The 19,233-nt window shown below is 68.2% G+C and carries 16 protein-coding genes; 8 read left to right on the top strand and 8 right to left on the bottom strand.

Annotated elements, in window-relative coordinates:
* Positions 1 to 26: 26 nt before the first annotated feature.
* The 6 genes from RSO68_RS03120 to leuS all read right to left on the bottom strand — a co-directional run bounded on the left by RSO68_RS03120 (position 27) and on the right by leuS (position 6,306).
* A complete protein-coding gene (locus RSO68_RS03120; protein ID WP_315585404.1) occupies positions 27 to 467 on the bottom strand; it encodes a DUF488 domain-containing protein in 441 nt (146 codons plus the stop codon).
* Positions 468 to 496: 29 nt separating this feature from the next.
* Complete coding sequence (locus tag RSO68_RS03115; RefSeq protein ID WP_315585403.1) at positions 497 to 1,393, bottom strand: PA2778 family cysteine peptidase; 897 nt, start codon at positions 1,391 to 1,393, stop codon at positions 497 to 499.
* A gap of 94 nt (positions 1,394 to 1,487) precedes the next feature.
* A complete protein-coding gene (locus tag RSO68_RS03110; protein ID WP_089850530.1) occupies positions 1,488 to 1,883 on the bottom strand; it encodes a PA2779 family protein in 396 nt (131 codons plus the stop codon).
* A 156-nt stretch (positions 1,884 to 2,039) separates the two neighbouring features.
* Positions 2,040 to 3,098, bottom strand: coding sequence for a DNA polymerase III subunit delta (gene holA / locus RSO68_RS03105; protein ID WP_315585402.1), 1,059 nt, complete (start codon positions 3,096 to 3,098; stop codon positions 2,040 to 2,042).
* Positions 3,099 to 3,178: 80 nt separating this feature from the next.
* Complete coding sequence (locus RSO68_RS03100) at positions 3,179 to 3,670, bottom strand: LPS-assembly lipoprotein LptE (RefSeq protein ID WP_315585401.1); 492 nt, start codon at positions 3,668 to 3,670, stop codon at positions 3,179 to 3,181.
* A gap of 41 nt (positions 3,671 to 3,711) precedes the next feature.
* On the bottom strand, positions 3,712 to 6,306 hold the full coding sequence (leuS, locus tag RSO68_RS03095; protein ID WP_315585400.1) for a leucine--tRNA ligase: 2,595 nt from the start codon (positions 6,304 to 6,306) through the stop codon (positions 3,712 to 3,714).
* Between the two features lie 232 nt (positions 6,307 to 6,538).
* Between leuS and RSO68_RS03090 the strand changes: the two genes are divergently transcribed.
* Entirely contained in the window at positions 6,539 to 7,054 is a 516-nt protein-coding gene (locus RSO68_RS03090) for a zinc ribbon-containing protein (protein WP_315585399.1), read from the top strand.
* A gap of 63 nt (positions 7,055 to 7,117) precedes the next feature.
* On the opposite strand, the gene RSO68_RS03085 is transcribed toward RSO68_RS03090, so the two are convergent.
* Both RSO68_RS03085 and RSO68_RS03080 read right to left on the bottom strand, forming a co-directional pair.
* Positions 7,118 to 8,446 (bottom strand): hypothetical protein, encoded by a 1,329-nt coding sequence (locus RSO68_RS03085; RefSeq protein ID WP_315585398.1) that lies wholly within the window; start codon positions 8,444 to 8,446, stop codon positions 7,118 to 7,120.
* 127 nt (positions 8,447 to 8,573) lie between these two features.
* Positions 8,574 to 9,467 (bottom strand): LysR family transcriptional regulator, encoded by an 894-nt coding sequence (locus RSO68_RS03080; RefSeq protein ID WP_315585397.1) that lies wholly within the window; start codon positions 9,465 to 9,467, stop codon positions 8,574 to 8,576.
* Between the two features lie 328 nt (positions 9,468 to 9,795).
* Here RSO68_RS03080 and leuC point away from each other — a divergent pair, with 328 nt between their 5' ends.
* The 7 genes from leuC to RSO68_RS03045 all read left to right on the top strand — a co-directional run bounded on the left by leuC (position 9,796) and on the right by RSO68_RS03045 (position 19,222).
* Positions 9,796 to 11,256, top strand: coding sequence for a 3-isopropylmalate dehydratase large subunit (gene leuC / locus RSO68_RS03075; protein ID WP_315585396.1), 1,461 nt, complete (start codon positions 9,796 to 9,798; stop codon positions 11,254 to 11,256).
* A gap of 3 nt (positions 11,257 to 11,259) precedes the next feature.
* Positions 11,260 to 11,913 carry a 3-isopropylmalate dehydratase small subunit gene (leuD, locus tag RSO68_RS03070; RefSeq protein WP_315585395.1) on the top strand — a complete coding sequence of 218 codons (654 nt, stop codon included), beginning with the start codon at positions 11,260 to 11,262 and terminating at the stop codon, positions 11,911 to 11,913.
* A 171-nt stretch (positions 11,914 to 12,084) separates the two neighbouring features.
* Entirely contained in the window at positions 12,085 to 13,164 is a 1,080-nt protein-coding gene (leuB, locus tag RSO68_RS03065; protein ID WP_315585394.1) for a 3-isopropylmalate dehydrogenase, read from the top strand.
* A 132-nt stretch (positions 13,165 to 13,296) separates the two neighbouring features.
* A complete protein-coding gene (gene asd, locus RSO68_RS03060; RefSeq protein WP_089850459.1) occupies positions 13,297 to 14,409 on the top strand; it encodes an aspartate-semialdehyde dehydrogenase in 1,113 nt (370 codons plus the stop codon).
* Positions 14,410 to 14,677: 268 nt separating this feature from the next.
* Positions 14,678 to 17,452: a type IV pilus assembly protein FimV gene (locus RSO68_RS03055; protein WP_315585393.1), complete on the top strand. Its 2,775-nt coding sequence runs from the start codon at positions 14,678 to 14,680 to the stop codon at positions 17,450 to 17,452.
* A 6-nt stretch (positions 17,453 to 17,458) separates the two neighbouring features.
* On the top strand, positions 17,459 to 18,373 hold the full coding sequence (truA, locus tag RSO68_RS03050; RefSeq protein ID WP_315585392.1) for a tRNA pseudouridine(38-40) synthase TruA: 915 nt from the start codon (positions 17,459 to 17,461) through the stop codon (positions 18,371 to 18,373).
* A gap of 198 nt (positions 18,374 to 18,571) precedes the next feature.
* On the top strand, positions 18,572 to 19,222 hold the full coding sequence (locus RSO68_RS03045; RefSeq protein ID WP_315585391.1) for a phosphoribosylanthranilate isomerase: 651 nt from the start codon (positions 18,572 to 18,574) through the stop codon (positions 19,220 to 19,222).
* Positions 19,223 to 19,233 lie beyond the last annotated feature (11 nt).

The raw sequence follows: 19,233 nt of genomic DNA, 5'->3' as shown, positions 1-19,233 counted from the left end.
GCGGTGCCGCGGCCCGGCGATGCGTGCTAGGTTTCGGGTGTCGAGGGACTGTCTACGTGCGGGGCGAAGCAGGGCGACGATGTCGGTTCTCTATCCTCGACGTCTTCGTCATACAGCGCCTGCAGTATCGCCTCGCGCAAGACCGGCAGGTGAGAGCTCGCAAGATCCCTTGCCGCCGAGAGCAGGGTCAGGCGTCCCTGCCGGACATGGAGCATCAGCGGAACCAGGCACTCCGGGGCGTCACGCAGCTCTCCGCGATAGCGGGCGGCGAAGACCTCCGGGCTGATCTCCTGCTGGTGATACTGCCGGCGCAAGGCCGGTGAAGGAGAGGCATCCCGGTACCAGTCGGTGAGGGCGAGCCCCTCGCGGCGCTTGCCGCGAGGCCAGAGGCGGTCGACCAGTACCCGGGCGCCGTCCTCGGCGTCGACCGCCTGATAGATGCGCTTGAGCGCGATGTCGTAGGTCATGGCTAGCCTCTGTCATCAAGTCTGCGTCATCAGGTCCGCGTCGTCAGGTCCGTGAGGGCCTTCTGGGCCTGGTCCTGCCAGGGGCCGGGGAGGGCGGCGGCCCGCTCGAATGCCTCTCGCGCTTCGTCGATTTCCCCTCTCTCACGATGCAGTAGCCCCAAGTTGAGCCAGGCGGCGGCGAGGTCTGGGGCCGCCTGCACGGCGTCCGTGAAGGCGTCCAGGGCGCCTGCGTCGTCGCCGGCCGCATGGCGGGCGTTGCCCAGGGCGAAATGGCCCATGGCAAGGCCCGGATGGCGCTTCACAAGTGCCTCCCAGGCGGGCAGGGACGCCTGGGCGCCCTGTACACGCTCGAAGTCGGCGATGGCGTCCAGGGCGCCCTGACCATCGCCGGTGGCCGGCAGCTTGCCCGGCGGCAGGGCGACGAAGGCCCAGCGCTCGCTGCGCGCCCAAGTGGCATCGAAGCGCTTGAAGGACTCGAGACGCGCCGGCTCCATGCCGCTGTGCAGGGTCAGCGTTTTCTCGCCACGGTCGAAGCCGATGGCCACGGCGTAGTGCCAAACCGGCCATGCCGGCAGCGAGAGGTTCTGCATCACCACCACCGGATGGCCGGCATCGATCTCAGTCAGCAGGGCGTCGAGCGTGCCGGCGATCCGGAAGGGGATACGGCCCTGGCGGCGCACGGTGCCCAGCATCTCGGGCTGGACGCTGCCCTCCCGTCCGGGCAGGAAGACCTGCGGAATCAGGGTGTCGACCTCCACCGGCACGCCGGAGGCGTTAAGCACCATGGCCAGCGAGGCGGGGCCGCACTGGTAGTCGCGCTGCCCGTGGAAGGGAACGTCCTCGAGCAGGGTCTGCCGGGGCAGGTCGCGCTGGGTGGATTCGGCCAGGCGAGGCGTACTGGCGCAGCCGGTCATCATGAGCATCATCAGTACCAACGTGAGAACGCCCGCGAGGCGGGCGTTCTGGAGGGGGGCACTGACACGATGCCTTTCAAGGCATGCCATCATGCAGGGCTCTCACTCAGCGCGTGAAGGGGAAGACGTTGGTCAGGCCGAGGATATCGGTGACCAGCAGGATCACGAAGACGGCGAACAGGGCGCCTACCACGCTGGCCCCGGCGGGGAGTTGCTCGAGCTGATCGGCCATCTGGGCGGCTTCCGCATCGGAGAGGGCGGCCACGCGAGCCTCCACCTCGGCGGGATCGACGCCCTGGGCGACCAGCTGCTCCTGGACATCATCGCGGGCGAGGACGGCGCTGATGCGTTCGCGATCGCCCTGCGACCGCTCGGCGGTCAGCACATCCTGGGTGGTGATCAGGTCGCTGCCCGGGCTCGCCGGGGCCGCAGCCACTGGCAGGCTGCCCAGCACCAGGGCGGCGATCAGCAGCGGGCTCAGGTAACGGCAGATCTTCTTCATCATGTCGGTGTTCCTTCTTCTTGGGTTGGGCTTCCGGCTCCAGGCTCCGCCGCGGCTGCCTCCCTGCAGTCGGCGGAATGCGATGTTCTTCCAGTATAGGACGAAATGATGTGAAATTTCATGCCCTTGTAGAGGCCCCAGCAGGCGCGGCGGGCCTCAGCCGATCCGATAGCTGGAGGGAAGCTCGGCCAGCAGGCCTCGTCCGCCGGCCAGCGTCAGCGCCAGGTCGTGGAGGCCATCCCAGAGGGGCACGCTGCTGCCGCCCTTGATGGCCAGGTCCAGGCGCTGGGCGAAGAGAAGCAGCTTGTGCAGCCGTTTCAGCGGCAGCCGCGCGATGGCCTGCTGATAGGCCGGGCGCCGCTTCTCGAAGATCGGCGGCTTCTGGGCCTTGCAGGCATGCTCGAGGCTCTGGCCCTGATCCAGGTGCTGGTGCAGGGAGAGCAGGATGCGCAGCTCCCGGGCCAGGGCCCACAGCACGATGGGCGCCTCGACCCCTTCGCCGCGCAGGCCGGCCATGATGCGGGAGACGCGGACGCGCTCGCCCTTGAGGCAGGCATCCATCAGCGTGAAGACATCGTAGCGGGCGCTGTCTTCGACGCCGCCGGCGACCTCGCTGGGGCCGACCCGCGCCCCCGCGGGCAGCATCAGGGCCAGCTTCTGCAGTTCCTGGTCGGCGGCCAGCAGGTTGCCCTCGGTGCGCTCGCCCAGCAGTCGGGCGGCGTCGAGATCCAGTGTGAGGCCGTGGCGACCGGCACGGTCGCGCAGCCAGTAGCCCAGGCGGGAGGCGTCCACCGGCCAGACCGGCACGAACAGCCCGACCTTGTCCAGCGCCTTGAACCAGGCGCTCTTCTGCTCGCGATAGTCGAGCTTGCCGGTGGAGAGCAGCAGGATATCCTCGCCGCTCTGCAGGGTCTCGGCGTACTCGCGCAGCGCCTTGCCCCCCTCCTGGCCCGGCTTGCTGCTGCCCAGGCGTACCTCGATCAGGCGGCGCGTGGCGAACAGCGACAGGCTGGCGGCCGCCTCGGTCAGGCGGCCCCAGGCGAAATTGGCCTCGACGTGCAGGACCTCTCGCTCCTCGACGCCTCCCTGGCGGGCCGCGCGGCGCACGGCGTCGCAGGCCTCCATGTGCTGCAGCGGCTCTTCGCCGGCGACGATCACCACCGGGGGGAGCTTCTTGGCCAGCGCATCCTCGAGCTTGTCGGCAAATACTTTCAAGAGAGTACCTTCAAGACAGTACCTTCACGTTAGCCCCATCACGTTAGTCCCTTCACGACAGCCCCTTCACTCGTGGGCCCTCATTGATCGTTCAAGGCGCGCAGGCGGTCCAGCAGCTGCCGGGTCGCCTCGCTGCGCAGACGCTCGCGGGCGGTCTCGCGCTCGGCGTCCTGGGACAGCAGTTCGTCGTCGTTGACCGTCAGGCGCTCGCGGACTTCCAGGCGCTGCTGGTCGAGGAGGTAGGCGCCGTCGGAGCGCCGCTGGACCGAGAACGGTACCTCGAGCGTCAGCTCGAGCTCGCGAGGCCCGCTGTCGAGACCGCCCAGGCGTCGCTCGCGAAACGCCTCACTGCCCAGGTTGAGCACTCGTGTTGCTCCATCGTGCACCCGGGTGCCGGCGCCCTCGAGTCGTCGCGTGACCAGGCGGCGAAGGTCGGTCTCCGGCCCCGCCAGGGCCAGGGCGTCGAGGCTCACCAGCGGCTGGTCGTAGCCGCGCAGGCGAAAGCCGCAGCCGGCCAGTGCCAGGGTGGCGCCGGCGGCGAGGCCGAGGCGCAGAAGGTGTCGGCGCTGCATGGGTCAGTCTCCCGTCGGGCGCGATGAAGGGGGCGTGGCGATCAGCCCACCACGATATTGACGAGCTTGCCCGGCACGACGATCACCTTGCGCACGCTCTTGCCCTCGAGGTGGCGCTGGACGTTCTCGGCGGCGAGTGCCTGGGCCTCGACGGCGGCCTTGTCCGCGGCGGCGTCGACATCGATGCGCGCGCGCAGCTTGCCGTTCACCTGCACCACCAGCTCGATGCTGTCGCGCGCCAGGGCAGCTTCATCCACCCGCGGCCATTCGGCGTCGATCGCCGGCTCGCTGTGGCCGAGCTCCGCCCACAGGGCGTGGCAGGCGTGGGGTGTGATCGGGGCGAGCAGGAGCACGCAGGCCTCCACCGCCTCGCGCGATACGGCGAGTCCCTGGGGCGAGGCGTCGTCGAATTTCGAGAGCGCGTTGGTCAGCTCCATCACGGCGGCGATGGCGGTGTTGAAGGTCGTGCGGCGACCGATATCGTCGCCGGCCTTCTTGATGGTTTCATGGGTCTTGCGGCGCAGGTCGCGCTGGTCGTCGCTCAGGCCCTCGCGGAGGGTCTGGGCATCGAGGGTAGCCGGCGAGCCGGCCGCGAGGTGCTCGCTGACCAGGCGCCACAGGCGCTTGAGGAAGCGGCTAGCCCCCTCGACGCCGGAGTCTGACCACTCCAGGGACTGCTCGGGCGGGGCGGCGAACATCATGAACAGGCGCACGGTGTCGGCGCCAAAGCGGTCGATCATCGATTGCGGGTCGACACCGTTGTTCTTGGACTTGGACATCTTCTCGATGCCGCCCATCTCCACCGGCTCACCGTCCTTGACCAGCACGGCGCTGACCGGACGGCCCTTTTCGTCACGCTTGACCTCGACGTCGGCCGGGTTGAACCACTCCTTGCCGCCGTTGTCTGCGGGGCGGTAGAAGGTCTCGGCGATGACCATGCCCTGGGTGAGCAGGCGCTGGAAGGGCTCGTCGGTCTCCACCATGCCGAAGTCGCGCATCAGCTTGTTGAAGAAGCGCGCATAGAGCAGGTGCAGGATGGCGTGCTCGATGCCGCCGATGTAGAGATCCACCGGCAGCCAGTAGTTGGCCCGCTCGTCGAGCATCGCCTCCTGGTTATCGGCGCAGCAGAAGCGGGCGAAGTACCAGGACGACTCCATGAAGGTGTCGAAAGTGTCGGTCTCGCGGGTCCAGCCGTCGCCCAGATCGGAGAACGCCGGCATGCGCTTGAGCGGCGAGCCGGTGGCATCGACGGTAACCTCCATGGGCAGGGCGACCGGCAGCTCCTCGTCGGAGAGCGGCACGGTCTGGCCCTCGGGGCCGTACTTGACCGGGATCGGCGCGCCCCAGTACCGCTGGCGGGCCACGCCCCAGTCGCGCAGGCGGAAGTTGGTCTTCACCTCGCCGCGGCCGAGCTCGGCGAGGCGGGCGGCGATGGCGTCAAACGCCGCCTCGAAGTCCAGGCCGTCGAACTCGCCAGAGTGGATCAGGATGCCGGTGTCGTCGTGGGCGCCCTCGGAGAGATCCGGGGCCTCGCCGTTCGCGTCGGCGATCACTGCCTCGATGGGCAGGCCGTACTTGGTGGCGAATTCCCAGTCGCGCTGGTCGTGGCCGGGCACCGCCATCACCGCCCCGGTGCCGTACTCCATCAATACGAAGTTGGCCACATAGACCGGCACCTGGCGGCCGGTGAGGGGATGCACGGCGCGATGGCCGGTCGGCATGCCCTTCTTCTCCATGGTGGCAAGCTCGGCCTCGGAGGTGCCGCCGTGGGCGCACTCCTCGACGAAGGCGGCGAGCTCACTATTCCCCTCGGCGGCCTGCTTGGCCAGCGGGTGGCCGGCGGCCACGGCGACGTAGGTCACGCCCATCAGGGTGTCGGGGCGGGTGGTGTAGACCGAGAGCGGCTCGGCAGCGCCGCCGTCAGACGCCTGGATGTCGAACGTCAGTTCCACCCCGCGCGACTTGCCGATCCAGTTGCGCTGCATGGTCTTGACCTGCTCTGGCCAGTCGATCTTGTCCAGGTCGGCCAGCAGCTCCTCGGCGTAGTCGGTGATCTTGAGGAACCACAGCGGGATCTCCTTGCGCTCGACCAGGGCGCCGGAACGCCAGCCGCGGCCCTCGATCACCTGCTCGTTGGCGAGCACCGTCTTGTCGACCGGGTCCCAGTTGACCGTGGACATTTTCTTGTAGACCAGGCCCTTCTCGACGAGCTTGGTGAAGAACCACTGTTCCCAGCGGTAGTAGTCGACATCGCAGGTCGCGAACTCACGGCTCCAGTCGTAGGCGAAGCCCAACGCCTTGAGCTGGCGACGCATGTAGTCAATGTTGTCGTAGGTCCACTGGCCCGGCGGTACCCGGTTCTGGATGGCAGCGTTCTCCGCCGGCATGCCGAAGGCGTCCCAGCCCATGGGCTGCATGACGTTCTTGCCCTGCATTCGCTGGTAGCGGGAGACGACGTCGCCGATGGTGTAGTTGCGCACATGCCCCATGTGTAGCTTGCCGCTGGGGTAGGGGAACATCGACAGGCAGTAGAACTTCTCGAGGCTTTCGTCTTCCACCGCCTTGAAGCACTGGTTGTTGTCCCAGAACTGCTGGGCGTCGCGTTCGGTCTCGTGGGGCTTGTACTGTGCGTCCATCGCTCTCTTCGGGTACCTTGCAAGTCGAGCGCAGCGCCTCGGCGCCGCGGGTGTCAGCGGCCCTTGCCCGGGCTCAAGGTCGAGCGCCTGCGCGGCGCGAAACCATTGAATTACCGGCGGGATGTCGTCTAAATGGAATAACTGGCTAACCGTTAGGATACCCCAGCACGGCGCCCGGCGGCTACGGGCAGCGCCGCCGCCGCACGCCTCGTCGCGACACAAGGAGAGCACCATGAGCGAGCAACAGGATTCGCACCACGATCACCGCCTGCGCGAGGGCTACGAGCGCATGCTCGAGCGGCTGCGCGAAGGCGCCGATGAACTGACCTGGGAGAACCTGCAGCAGGACCTAGATGACGCGGTGGAGTTCGAGGCCGAACTGGAGGAGTTTACCAAGGACGAACTGTCGCTGCTGCGCGCCTGGGTCGAGCGCGACCTCAAGGAGATGCGCCGCTACCTGGGGGCCGGTGGCGAGGGTGTGGCCGCCTGGCTGGGCATCGATCTCGCCATGCTGTCACGCAAGGTGGTCGACTCGCTGCTCTCCATCGCCGATCGCAGCGTGATCGAGCGCGAGCGGCTCGAAGAGGACCTGGAGGCATCTCGCGCCGACTATGTGGTCGGCGAAATGGCGGCGCCGGGGCGCATGGCCTGCGTGCACTGCGACGCCATCGTCGAGCTCGAGGGCATCACCCGGATCGAGCCCTGCCACCAGTGCGGCCACCGCTACTTCGTACGCGCGCCGAAGTAATCATCCGAATCGACGCCGCGCCGCGGCGACGTCAGATCGCGATGGCGCCGCGGCGCCATCGCCCTATGACAGGCGCTCCATCAGCAGGATCGCGATCAGGACCAGCCCGGTCATGGCCGTGGCATAGCCGAGGTTCTGGCGCATCATCCCGGTGGCGCTGACCCCGTAGCGCCCCTGCAGCGAGAGATTGATGCCCGACAGCGGCCCGACGCTGGTACCCACGGCCCAGGAGGCGAGGGCCACGAAGGCGAACAGGGTCTGGCCCTGGTCGTCGAGGTCGAGCATCGAGGCGAGCACCGAGACGCCGATGATCGGGTGCAGGCCGGCTACGGCGCTGGCCACGATGGCCAGGAAGCTGGCCATGGCCTGCGCCGGGCCGAAGCGGGCGAAGAGCGTCCAGTCGCTGTCGGTGGCGGCGTTGATGAAGGTCGAGAGCCCCACGGTCAGGAGGCCCGCACACAGAAACAGCGAGATCTCGCCGCGCATCGCCGGCAGCCGGGTGATGGCGTGCTGGTGAACGCGTCGGCGCGTCCAGTGAAGCCCCTTGGGCAAGTTGGCGAGTAGCGCCATCCCGGGCATCAAGAAGGTGATGATGCTGACGATGGAAAGCTCCGGCGTCAGGCCAAAGTGGAACACCATTACCGTGGCCGCCATGCTCACCGGCATCAGCAGGCTGCGCGGCGACAGCGAGAAGCCGGCGGTGTCGGCCAGATCGAAGCGCTGCGAGAGCTCGCCGACCGTCAGCATTCCCGCGGCCAGGGCCAGCGGCAGCCCGAAGGCCAGGATGGTGGCGTAGTGCATCTCGGGGGCCAGGGTCATGACCACCCCCATGGAGGCGAAGAAGGGCGACCAGAGCGCTGCGCTTGAGAGGCCGCGATTGAGGCCGAGCAGCTGCGGCGTGGTCAGCGGGCCGCGCCGCTCCAGGCGATCGCCGACCATGAAGACCGTGGAGAGATTGAGGATCGAGCCGAGCAGGTGCACGCCGAGCCAGGTGCCGAGCACACCCTGGGCACCGGTCAGGGCCTTGCCGGGCGGGCGTGGTCGCCCGCGCAGGTTGCCGATCAGGCCGATGAAGCTGACGCCCACGAGCATCGCGACCACGAAGGTGTTGCCGTCGAGGATGCCCGGCCAGTCAACCTCGGCGCCCTGCCAGACCTCCGCCAGTACCAGTAGCACCAGGCCGATCGCGGCCAGCAGGCCCGCCTGGCGGCGAGTGCGACTGGGCAGGTCCTTCCACAGCAGCGCCGTCGCCAGCCACAGGCAGTAGCCCACCAGGTGATCCAGCGGCACGAATCCTGTGAATTTCAGGATCTGCGCCAGCAGGCCGGCAAGGATCAGGCCGCCGGCCAGGGCCTGGCGCGGCACCAAGGGTGGGGGAGTGTGGGCAGGCACAGCAAGAATCCGTCGTAAATGCTGAGCAGTCTAAACAATTCGCCGTGAGGTTGTCTTGGGCGCCTGGCGGCGCCATCGTCCGGGCGCTGAACCGTCGCTCCCACGGGGCGTGGCGATGGCTGATCCATCAGCCCCACTCCCGGGCGGCCGGCTCCCGAGCGTCGTCGAGCTGCGCGAGCATCGCCTGGGCGGCGTTGGAGCGAGTGCGGCTGCGGTGGACGAGATAACCCAGCGGACGATGGATCGGCGGGTGATCCACCTCGAGTACGTGCAGCTCGCCCGCCACCAGGCGCTCTGGCAGCAGGCTCCAGCCCAGGCCGATGGCGGTCATCATCTTAAGGGTCTCCAGGTAGTTGGTGGAGATCGCCACCGGCAGCTCGAGCCCGGCCGAAGCGAAGCGCGACTCAATCAGACCGCGGGTGAAGGTCAGCGGCCCCGGCAAGACCGCATCGAAGGCGCAGAGTTCGCGTAGCTCCAGTCGGCCGCGCCCGGCAAGGGGGTGATCCGGGCCGCAGACGAAGCACAGCCGATCGATCCAAACCGGTACCGCCTCGAGCTGCGGGTCCGGGCGGGGGGCGAGGGTCACCACCGCGAGCTCCAGCTCGCCGTCCAGCACCCCCTGGTAGGCCTGCTCGGAGTCCAGGAAGTGTAGATCGAGGCGCACGTCCGGGTGCTGGCCGGTGTAGGCCTTGAGCAGCGGCGGCAGCCGGTGCAGGCCGATGTGGTGGCTGGTGGCCAGCGTCAGGCTGCCGGCTACGCTGTCTTCGAGGTTGCCCAGCGCCCGACGGCTGTCGTCCACCATCACGAGGATCTGGCGAGCCCGGGGCAGCAGCACCCGTCCGGCCTCGGTGAGGCTGACCCGCCGACCGATGCGATCGAAGAGCCGGGCGTCGATCTGCCCCTCCAGCACCGCGATGCGCTTGCTCACCGCCGGCTGGGTGAGGTGCAGCTGCTCGGCGGCACGGGAGAAGCTGCCGCTGTCCGCCACGGCCAGGAAGGCCTGCAGGCTCTGGGTATCCATGGGAAGGGCTCCGTGGCAATCAAAAAGATTCCTTTCTGGAATCCAATCCATAAATAACATGAATTGCTTTTATGGGCGACGGGCGGGAAACTGCAGGCATAGCGCCAAGAGTCAAAGGCTAAGGGCCAAGCGCCAAAGAATCACAACGAGACGCCACGCGAGCGGCGCCGGGGACAGGTCTCAGCGGAGGTCATTTGCCATGAATGGCAAATGTAGCGCCCAGGGAAGGGTTTACAGCGCCTCCGCATGCATCTGTCGCCGGGTAAGCCGCGAAACGCGGTTAACGACCGGATTTCAGTAAGAGGGCCCACGCGCCCGGGAGAATGACATGGCAGGCCAGACACTTTACGACAAGCTGTGGTCGCAGCACCTCGTCAAGGAGCGCGGCGATGGCACCGCGCTGATCTACATTGATCGCCAGCTGCTCCACGAGGTGACTTCGCCCCAGGCCTTCGAGGGCCTGCGCCTGGCCGGTCGCGCGCCGTGGCGCCTCGATGCCAACCTGGCGACTCCGGACCATAACGTGCCCACTACCCTCAAGGAGCGGGCCGAAGGGAACGCCGGCATCAAGGATCCGGTGTCGCTGATCCAGGTGCAGACCCTCGACGACAACTGCGTCGAGTTCGGCATCGAGGAGTTCAAGATCAACGACCCGCGCCAGGGCATCGTCCACGTGGTGGGCCCGGAGCAGGGCGCGACCCTGCCGGGCATGACCGTGGTCTGCGGCGATTCCCATACCGCGACCCACGGCGCCTTCGCGGCGCTGGCCCACGGCATCGGCACCTCCGAGGTGGAGCACGTGCTCGCCACCCAGTGCCTGCTGGCGCAGAAGATGAAGAACATGCAGGTGCGCGTCGAGGGCAGCCTCGGCACCGGCGTGACCGCCAAGGACGTCGTGCTGGCGATCATCGGCCGCATCGGCACCGCGGGCGGCACCGGCTACGCCATCGAGTTTGCCGGTAGCGCCATCCGCGAGCTCTCCATGGAAGGGCGCATGACGGTGTGTAACATGGCCATCGAGGCGGGCGCGCGGGTCGGCCTGATCGCCGTGGACGACACCACCATCGATTACCTGCGTGATCGTCACTATGCTCCGACGGCCGAGCAGTGGGACGCCGCCGTGGCCGACTGGCGCAACCTGGTCTCCGACGCCGATGCCGCCTTCGACACCGTGGTGACCCTGGACGCCGCCGAGATCGAGCCGCAGGTCTCCTGGGGCACCAGCCCCGAGATGGTCACCGGCATCTCCGGCGAGGTTCCCGATCCCGCCGAGGCCGCCGATGAGACCATGCAGCGCGGCTACACCCGGGCGCTGGAGTACATGGGGCTCGCGCCGAAGCAGAAGATCACCGATATCCGCCTCGACAAGGTGTTCATCGGCTCCTGTACCAACTCCCGCATCGAGGACCTGCGCGAGGCGGCTAAGGTGGCCCGCGGCAAGAAGGTGGCCGACTCCATCAAGCTTGCCATGATCGTGCCGGGCTCGGGCCTGGTGAAGCGCCAGGCCGAGGCCGAGGGACTCGACCGCGTGTTCACCGAGGCGGGCTTCGAGTGGCGAGAGCCCGGCTGTTCCATGTGCCTGGCCATGAACGCCGACAAGCTCGGCGCCGGCGAGCACTGCGCCTCCACCTCGAACCGCAACTTCGAGGGGCGCCAGGGGTTCGGCGGGCGCACCCACCTCGTCAGTCCGGCCATGGCGGCGGCCGCGGCGATCGCCGGCCACTTCGTTGATGTAAGGAGTGTCGACGTCCGCCGGGTCGACGCCTCATCCGATGCCCAGGAGGCCTGAGCCATGAACAAGTTTGTACGCGCCGAGGGCCTCGTGGCCCCGCTCGATCGGGCCAACGTCGACACCGACCTGATCATCCCCAAGCAGTTCCTGAAGTCGATCAAACGCACCGGCTTCGGCGTCAACCTCTTTGACGAGCTGCGCTATCTCGACGAGGGCCAGCCGGGCCAGGACGTCACCCATCGCCCGATCAACCCGGATTTCTTTCTCAACCAGCCCCGCTACCAGGGCGCCAGCGTGCTGCTGGCGCGGCGTAACTTCGGCTGCGGCAGCTCCCGTGAACACGCGCCCTGGGCGCTGGAGGATTTCGGCTTTCGGGTGGTGATCGCCCCGAGCTTCGCCGACATCTTCTACAACAACGCCTTCAAGAACGGCCTGCTGCTGGTACCGCTCCCCGAGGAGACCGTTGAGCGCCTGTTCGCCGAAGTCGAGGCCAGCGAGGGCTACCGGCTCGACGTGGACCTCGAGCACCAGCGGGTGATCACGCCCTCTGGCGAGATCCTCGAGTTCGAGGTCGACGCGTTTCGCAAGCACTGCCTGCTGGAGGGGCTCGACGACATCGGTATCACCCTGAAGGACGAGGACGCCATTCGCGCCTTCGAGGAGAAGCATCGCGTCGCGCGGCCCTGGCTGTTCCGCGATTCCGCTCAGGCCTGATGGCGTAATCAGGCTGCTCTTGCCGGGGCCTGAGCGCCGGGGACAAGCCGCAGAGGAGGTCCGATGCCAGGGATGGCATCGGTAGCGCCCAGGGATGGGTTCACAGCGCCTCCTCGCAGGCTTGTCGCCGGTTAAGCCCCGCTCCGGCGCTGACCCCACAAGGAAGCAATGATGACGCAGAAGATTCTGGTACTGCCGGGTGACGGCATCGGCCCCGAGATCACCGCCCAGGCCAGCCGTATCCTGGCCGCTTGTCAGGCCCGCGGCCTCGACGTCGAGGTCGAGGAGGGGCTCCTGGGTGGCGCCGCCTATGACGCCCACGGCGAGCCGCTGCCCGCCGAGACCCTGGAGAAGGCCCAGGCGGCCCGGGCCATCCTGCTCGGCGCCGTGGGCGGCCCCAAGTGGGACAAGCTCGAGGACCTCAGCAAGCGTCCCGAGAAGGGCCTGCTCGGCGTGCGCAAGCAGCTCGGCCTGTTCGGCAACCTGCGCCCGGCCATCACCTATCCCCAGCTGGCCGCCGCCTCCAGTCTCAAGCCCGAGCTGGTCGCCGGGCTCGACATCATGATCGTGCGCGAGCTCACCGGCGGCATCTACTTCGGCCAGCCCCGCGGCATCGAGGAGCGCAGCGGCGAGCGGGTGGGCTTCAACACCTACGTCTACAGCGAGAGCGAGATCGAGCGCATCGGCCGGGTGGCCTTCGAGATGGCCCAGAAGCGTGGCAAGCGGCTGTGCAGCGTCGACAAGGCCAACGTGCTGGAGGCCACCATCCTGTGGCGTGAGGTGATGGAGCGCCTGGCGCCGGAGTATCCGGACGTCGAGCTTTCCCACATGTACGTCGATAACGCCGCCATGCAGCTGGTGCGCGCCCCCAAGCAGTTCGACGTCGTGGTCACCGGCAATATGTTTGGCGACATCCTCTCCGACGCCGCCGCCATGCTCACCGGCTCCATCGGCATGCTGCCCTCCGCCTCGCTCAACGAGAGCGGACAGGGCATGTACGAGCCCTGCCACGGCAGTGCGCCGGACATCGCCGGCCAGGGCATCGCCAATCCGCTGGCGACCATCCTCTCGGTCGCCATGATGCTGCGCTACTCGCTCGACGCGCCGGTGCTTGCCGAACGCATCGAGAGGGCGGTGGGCAAGGTGCTGGACGAGGGCTTGCGCACCGCCGACATCGCCGCCGAGGATACCCGCACCGTCTCGACCGCCGAGATGGGCGACGCCGTGCTGGCCGCCTTCGAGGCCCTCTAGCGCGCCCGGGGCTCCGCGGCATCGATCGTGTCGCGGTGGCCCCCATCCCTCATGACTCCTTGCCGGCCCGCCTGCCAGGCGTGGCCGGCTCGTGTATAGTATTTCGCACATTTAATTTCTGGAGGACTTCACATGTTGAAAGTCGGTTTTGTCGGTTGGCGTGGCATGGTCGGTTCCGTGCTGATGCAGCGGATGCTCGATGACGGCGACTTCAAGGGCATCGAGCCGATCTTCTTCACCACCTCCCAGGTCGGCCAGGCCGGCCCCGACGTCGGCGTCGACGTTCCACCGCTCAAGGACGCCTTCGACCTCGAGGCCCTCAAGGCGCTGGACGTGGTCGTGACCTGCCAGGGCGGCGAGTACACCGAGAAGGTCTATGCCGACCTGCGCCAGGGCGGCTGGAAGGGCTACTGGATCGATGCCGCCAGCACCCTGCGCATGGCTGACGAGGCGACCATCGTTCTCGATCCGGTCAACCGCGGCGTCATCGACGCTCAGCTGGCGCGTGGCGCCCGGACCTTCGTCGGCGGCAACTGCACCGTCAGCCTGATGCTGATGGGGCTCGGCGGGCTCTTCGAGGCCGACCTGATCGAGTGGATGACCTCCATGACCTATCAGGCCGCCTCCGGCTCCGGCGCCAAGCACATGCGCGAACTGCTCAATCAGATGGGCGGCCTGCGCGACAGCGTGGCCGGCGAGCTTGCCGACCCGGCCAGCGCCATCCTCGACATCGATCGCAAGGTCACCGCGGCCATGCGTGGCGGCGACTTCCCCACCGACAACTTCGGTGCGCCACTGGCCGGCAGCCTGTTGCCCTGGATCGACAAGCCCATGGAGAACGGCCAGAGCAAGGAAGAGTGGAAGGGCTCCGTGGAGACCAACAAGATCCTCGGCCTCCAGGATAATCCGATCCCCATCGACGGGCTCTGCGTGCGCATCGGCGCCATGCGCTCCCACAGCCAGGCCTTCACCATCAAGCTCAAGAAGGACGTGCCGATCGACGAGATCGAGGATCGCCTGGCCAAGCACAACGAGTGGGTCAAGGTCATCGCCAACGACAAGGACGCCACCATCGACGGCCTCACCCCGGCGGCCGCCACCGGCACCCTGACCGTGCCCGTCGGTCGCCTGCGCAAGCTGGCCATGGGCGGTGAATACCTCTCCGCGTTCAGCGTCGGCGACCAGCTGCTGTGGGGCGCCGCCGAACCCCTCAAGCGCATGCTGAAGATCCTGCGCGAACAGTAAGGCAAGGGCGGTAAGGCGCGGGTGTCCGATCGCCACGCCGTGATACGCGGGGCGTCTCTTCAGGGAGGCGCCCCGCGTTTCGTTGGTGGTGGGAGAGTCGCGTCGGGCATGATCCATGTCGTATGTTGCGACGTATGGGGTCCGCTAATGACCCGTAATGGCGATCGCCTGAGTGGAATGTGTTACATAGGCATCGAGACGATTAAGAAAATATGACCAGACCGTCGCCCGGTTCGAGGCGTCGGCAGCAACGACGCAAGGGACCCCGATGAAACGCAAGCTGACGCTCGCCATGCTGCTTTCGCTCTCCGCCGCCAGTCCCCTGGCGCTGGCCCTCGGCCTGGGGGAGGCCGAGGTCAATTCGACGCTCAGTGCGCCGCTGCGAGCCAGCATTCCCTTGACCGATAGTGCCGGCCTGCAGCCCGGGCTGCTCAACGTCTCCGTGGCCGACGAAGGGGCCTTCTCGGCAGCGGGGCTTTCGCGCACGCCGCTGGCGGCCAGTGTGAAGATGGAAGTGATCCGGCGTCGGGGGCGCCTGATGGTCGACCTGACCACCGAGCGCGCCGTTCGCGAACCCTGGCTCGACCTGCTGCTGCGTTTCGACTGGCCCGGCGGTCAGCAGCTGCGCGAGGTGACGCTGCTGCTCGACCCGCCGGACTATGATCGCCTGCCGGCCCTGGTCGCCGCGCCCTCCACGCCGTCGCAGGAGGATGTGTCGCGGTCGCGCCCGCAGACCAGCGCGCCGACCAGCGCGTCGGATGGCTCATCGAGCTCCGTGGCCCGCACCTCGGCCGCGGCCGGCGCCGGAAATCCCGCCTGGGTGGGTTCCGGCGACACCCTGTGGGCCGTGGCGAGCCGGCTGCGCCCGGACAGCGGTATCAGCATGGACCAGATGATGGTCGCCCTGGTCGACGCCAATCCTGAGGTCTTTCCCAGCGGCAACATCAACGCCATGCGTGCCGGCTTTACCCTGGTAGTGCCGCCCCGCGAGGCCATTGCGGGGCGCTCCGCCGCCCAGGCCGATGACCTCGTCCAGGCCATGAATCAGGCCTGGGCCAATCGCGGCAGCGGCGCCCCGGCGCGGGTGCCGCTCGACGCTGCCGAATCGACCGTGGCCAATGCCTCGAACCAGGCACCCGCGGCGGCGACAAGCCCGGAGGATGCTCCCGCCGGTTCGACAGCGGCCACGACGGGCGACGGCGAGTCCGCCGGCGAGGGCGGGCCGCGATTGACGCTGCTGAACGACGCCGAGATGGCCGCCGAGGGCGGTCTCTCGGCGGGTAATAGGGCCGAGGGTGAGGCGGATAGGACCGCGGAGGGCGCGGCGGACGACTCGGTCGGCGAGGTCGGGGCGGGTGCGATGAACTCTCTGGCGCTGTCGCCGTCGGCCCGGGGTGAGGGGGGGGGCATCGATCCCGAGGTGCTGGCGATGATTCAGGGCAGCGGCGAGCTCACCGAGGATCAGCGCCTTTTACTTCTCGAGGCGCGTTGGCAAGAGAGCCGCGAAACTCTGGAGGCGGTGCGCCGCGAGCGGGATGCGCTGCAGAGCGCGCTTGGCGATCTGCGTGCGGAAGTGGAGGCCATGCGCGAGCAGATGGCGAGTCTCGCTGCGGGTGGTCGCGGCGTCGACGACGCGGGCGGGGGGGGCGTGGTCGCCCCGGAGAATGCGTCGCCGTCGGCCGAGCCGTCGCCCTGGTGGGGGGCTATCTACCAGGGCGCCATCGATCGTCCCCTGATGCTGGGTGGCGCCGGCCTGGCGGCGCTGCTGGCGCTCTGGGCCCTGCTGCGCCGGCGTCGTCGTGAGGAGGATGCGCCGGCCCCGGTCTTCAACGAGCCATTGCCGATGGACCCCGCAGCCAGCGGCGTGATGATGCCGGCTGCCGGCCACAGGTCCGCCGGGGAGGCTCAGGCCTCCGAGCGAGACGCGGCGTCGAGGACGCCGGTGCGCGCCTCCATGCCCGAGGCCGAGGCCATCAACGAGGCCGATATCTTCATCGCCTATGGGCGCTATGATCAGGCTCGCGAGCTGCTGGAGGCAAACTTGACCCGGGAGCCCGGGCGCGACGACCTGAGGGTCAAGCTGCTGCGAGTGCAGCTAGAGCAGGGCGATCGCAGCGCTGCGGCGAACCAGGCCGAACAGCTGCGCGCAGGGGGCGATCCCGATGTTCAGGCCGAGGTGGACGAGCTCATGCGGCACCACGCGGTGCCTGCCGCCTCGTCAGAACCCGAGCGCGCCGTGTTCCCTCTTCCCGACGAGCACCGGTCGCGCGGCGTCGATGAGCCCGGCGCGCAGGACGAGGCTGAGGGTGACGGAGCGGCCGACGAAGGGTTCCTGGGCGAGGTGCCGGTCGCCGGCGACGAGGCATCGAGCGTTGCTCGGGCGTCCGGCCTTCTGGCCGCCTATCTTCCCCCCGAGCCGGAGCCCACCGACGAGCGCTCTGGCATCGAGTCTTCCGCCCCGGAGCGCGACGCCTACGAGGCGCCTGAGACTCACGAGCTTCCCGGCCATCACGCGGGCTTCGAGGGACACGCGGGCTTCGAGGATCACGCGGGCTTAGAGGATCACGCGGGCTTAGAGGATAACGAAAGCATCGAGGCGCAGTCGGCATCGTCGATCGACGAGGCGCCGCTTGCGACCGTTCGGGACGACGAAGGGCGCGACATCATCGATTATCGTCCCCCCTCTCTGGAGGAGAACCCTGCGCCGCGAGAAGAGACGCCCATGCAGCCCAGCGTGGACTTTACGCTATCGGGCGCCACGCCGTCGGATCATTCGCCGACGGCGACGACTGAGCATCGCGTCAGTCGCGACATTTCCGAGGAGTGGGACGTCGAGGAGGTAGCCTTCCCGCCGCTGCCGCGGGATAATGTCGACTTTCCCTCGGAGGCCTCGCCGGCGTCGACGCTTACCGAAGCGCGAAGCCTTCTGGACGTCGGCGAGCGCGGTCGAGCCAGGGTGCTGCTCGAGAGCCTGATCGACGAGACCGGCGATCCGGATGTCCGGCAGGAGGCTCGCGAACTGCTGGATCAACACCTGTCATGAGGCCGAATGACCCTTTTCAGATACCTCGATGAACGCCATCCCCTCAGCGGCCGCCTGGCCATGGGGGTCGAATACGATGGCAGCGGCTACTGCGGCTGGCAGCGCCTCAAGCACTCCCCCTCGGTGCAGGGCGCCGTCGAGGCCGCACTCTCGAAGGTGGCGGCCGGACAGTCGATCACCCTGCACTCCAGCGGGCGCACCGACTCAGGCGTCCATGCGACCCGCCAGATCGTCCACTTCGATCCTCCGGTGCCGCGTTCCGAGAAGTCCTGGGTGTTTGGCGCCAACGCCAATCTGCCTCGTGACGTCGCAGTGCGCTGGGTGAAGCCGGTCCCCGATGACTTTCACGCCCGCTTCAAGGCGCTGGCGCGACGCTATCGCTACGTGATTCTCAATCAGCCGAGCCGGCCGGTGTTGGAGCGCGCCAATGCCACCTGGTGTCGCGATCCTCTGGATGCCGAAGCCATGCATCGGGCCGCCCAGGCGCTGGTCGGCGAGCATGACTTCTCGAGCTTTCGCGCCGCCGGCTGCCAGTCGAAGACGCCCTGGCGCCACCTCCATTTCATCGAGGTGCATCGCCACGGCCCATTGGTGGTCGTCGACGTCCAGGGCAACGCCTTTCTGCACCACATGATCCGCAACATCGTCGGTGCCCTGGTGACGGTGGGGCGGGGCGAGCGGGGGGATGACTACCTGAGCGAGCTCATGGCGCTCAAGAATCGCGCCCTGGGAGACGTGACCGCCCCGGCCTGCGGCCTGCACTTCGTCGACTCTCTCTACGACGAGAGCTGGGACTTGCCCCGTGAGCCGCTGGGTCCCAACCTGCTGGCCTTCCTCGGCGAGTGGACCGGCGAGCGTGATCTGCCCGATTGTCCGATGGTGGCCTTTCGCCGTGGCCGCCCGATGGCGGAGGAGGCCTAAGCAGGCCGCGAGCAATGTCCCCCTGCAGGACTCAGCTTGCCGCGCGATCCGGCGCGCAGCGGCGGTGGGGTTGCCCCGGCCGCCCGACGGCGCCATCGCGATATAAATGCGGAACGCCGAACCGTCGCTCCCACCGCATGCCTACGGCACTGTGGCCTTGTAAGAGCGTCTCCCTTTGCTGATCAGGAGAAGACTTCCTTGACCGTCCTGGCTCCCCAATGTCGCACCCGTATCAAGTTCTGTGGCCTGACCCGCGAGGAAGACGTCGACGCCGCCGTGGCCGCCGGCGCCGATGCCCTGGGCTTCGTGCTCTGGCCGGGCAGCAAGCGCGCCATCGATGAGCGCCGGCTCGCCGAGCTGGGTGTCCGTGTGCCGGCCTTCGTCACCCGCGTGGGACTCTTCGTCGACCCGTCGCCGGCCCTGGTGGCTCGCTGCAGCCCCCACCTGGACCTGCTGCAGTTCCACGGTGACGAAACGCCGGAGGCCTGCGAGGCGGCTGGGCGACCCTGGATCAAGGCGCTGCGCATGCGCGAGGGGCTGGATCTGCCCGCCGCCGCCGAAGCCTATGGCGATGCCCGGGCGCTGCTGCTCGACGCCTATCGCCCCGGCGTGCCGGGGGGCACGGGGGATACCTTCGACTGGTCGCGAATCCCCGCAAGTCTCACGAAACCTGTTATCCTCGCCGGAGGCCTGACGCTGGACAATGTCGATGCGGCGATCGCGGCCGTTGGCCCCTTCGCGGTGGATGTCTCCGGTGGCATCGAGGCCGCGCCCGGCATCAAGGACGCCGCCCGCATGGCGGCATTCCTAGACGCCGTGCGACGGGCCGACGAGCGGCGCTCGCGCTGAGTCCTCGGCGT

The organism is Halomonas saccharevitans, from assembly GCF_032333995.1.
Lineage (GTDB): Bacteria > Pseudomonadota > Gammaproteobacteria > Pseudomonadales > Halomonadaceae > Halomonas > Halomonas saccharevitans.
This window is presented reverse-complemented; position numbering and strand designations above follow the sequence as displayed.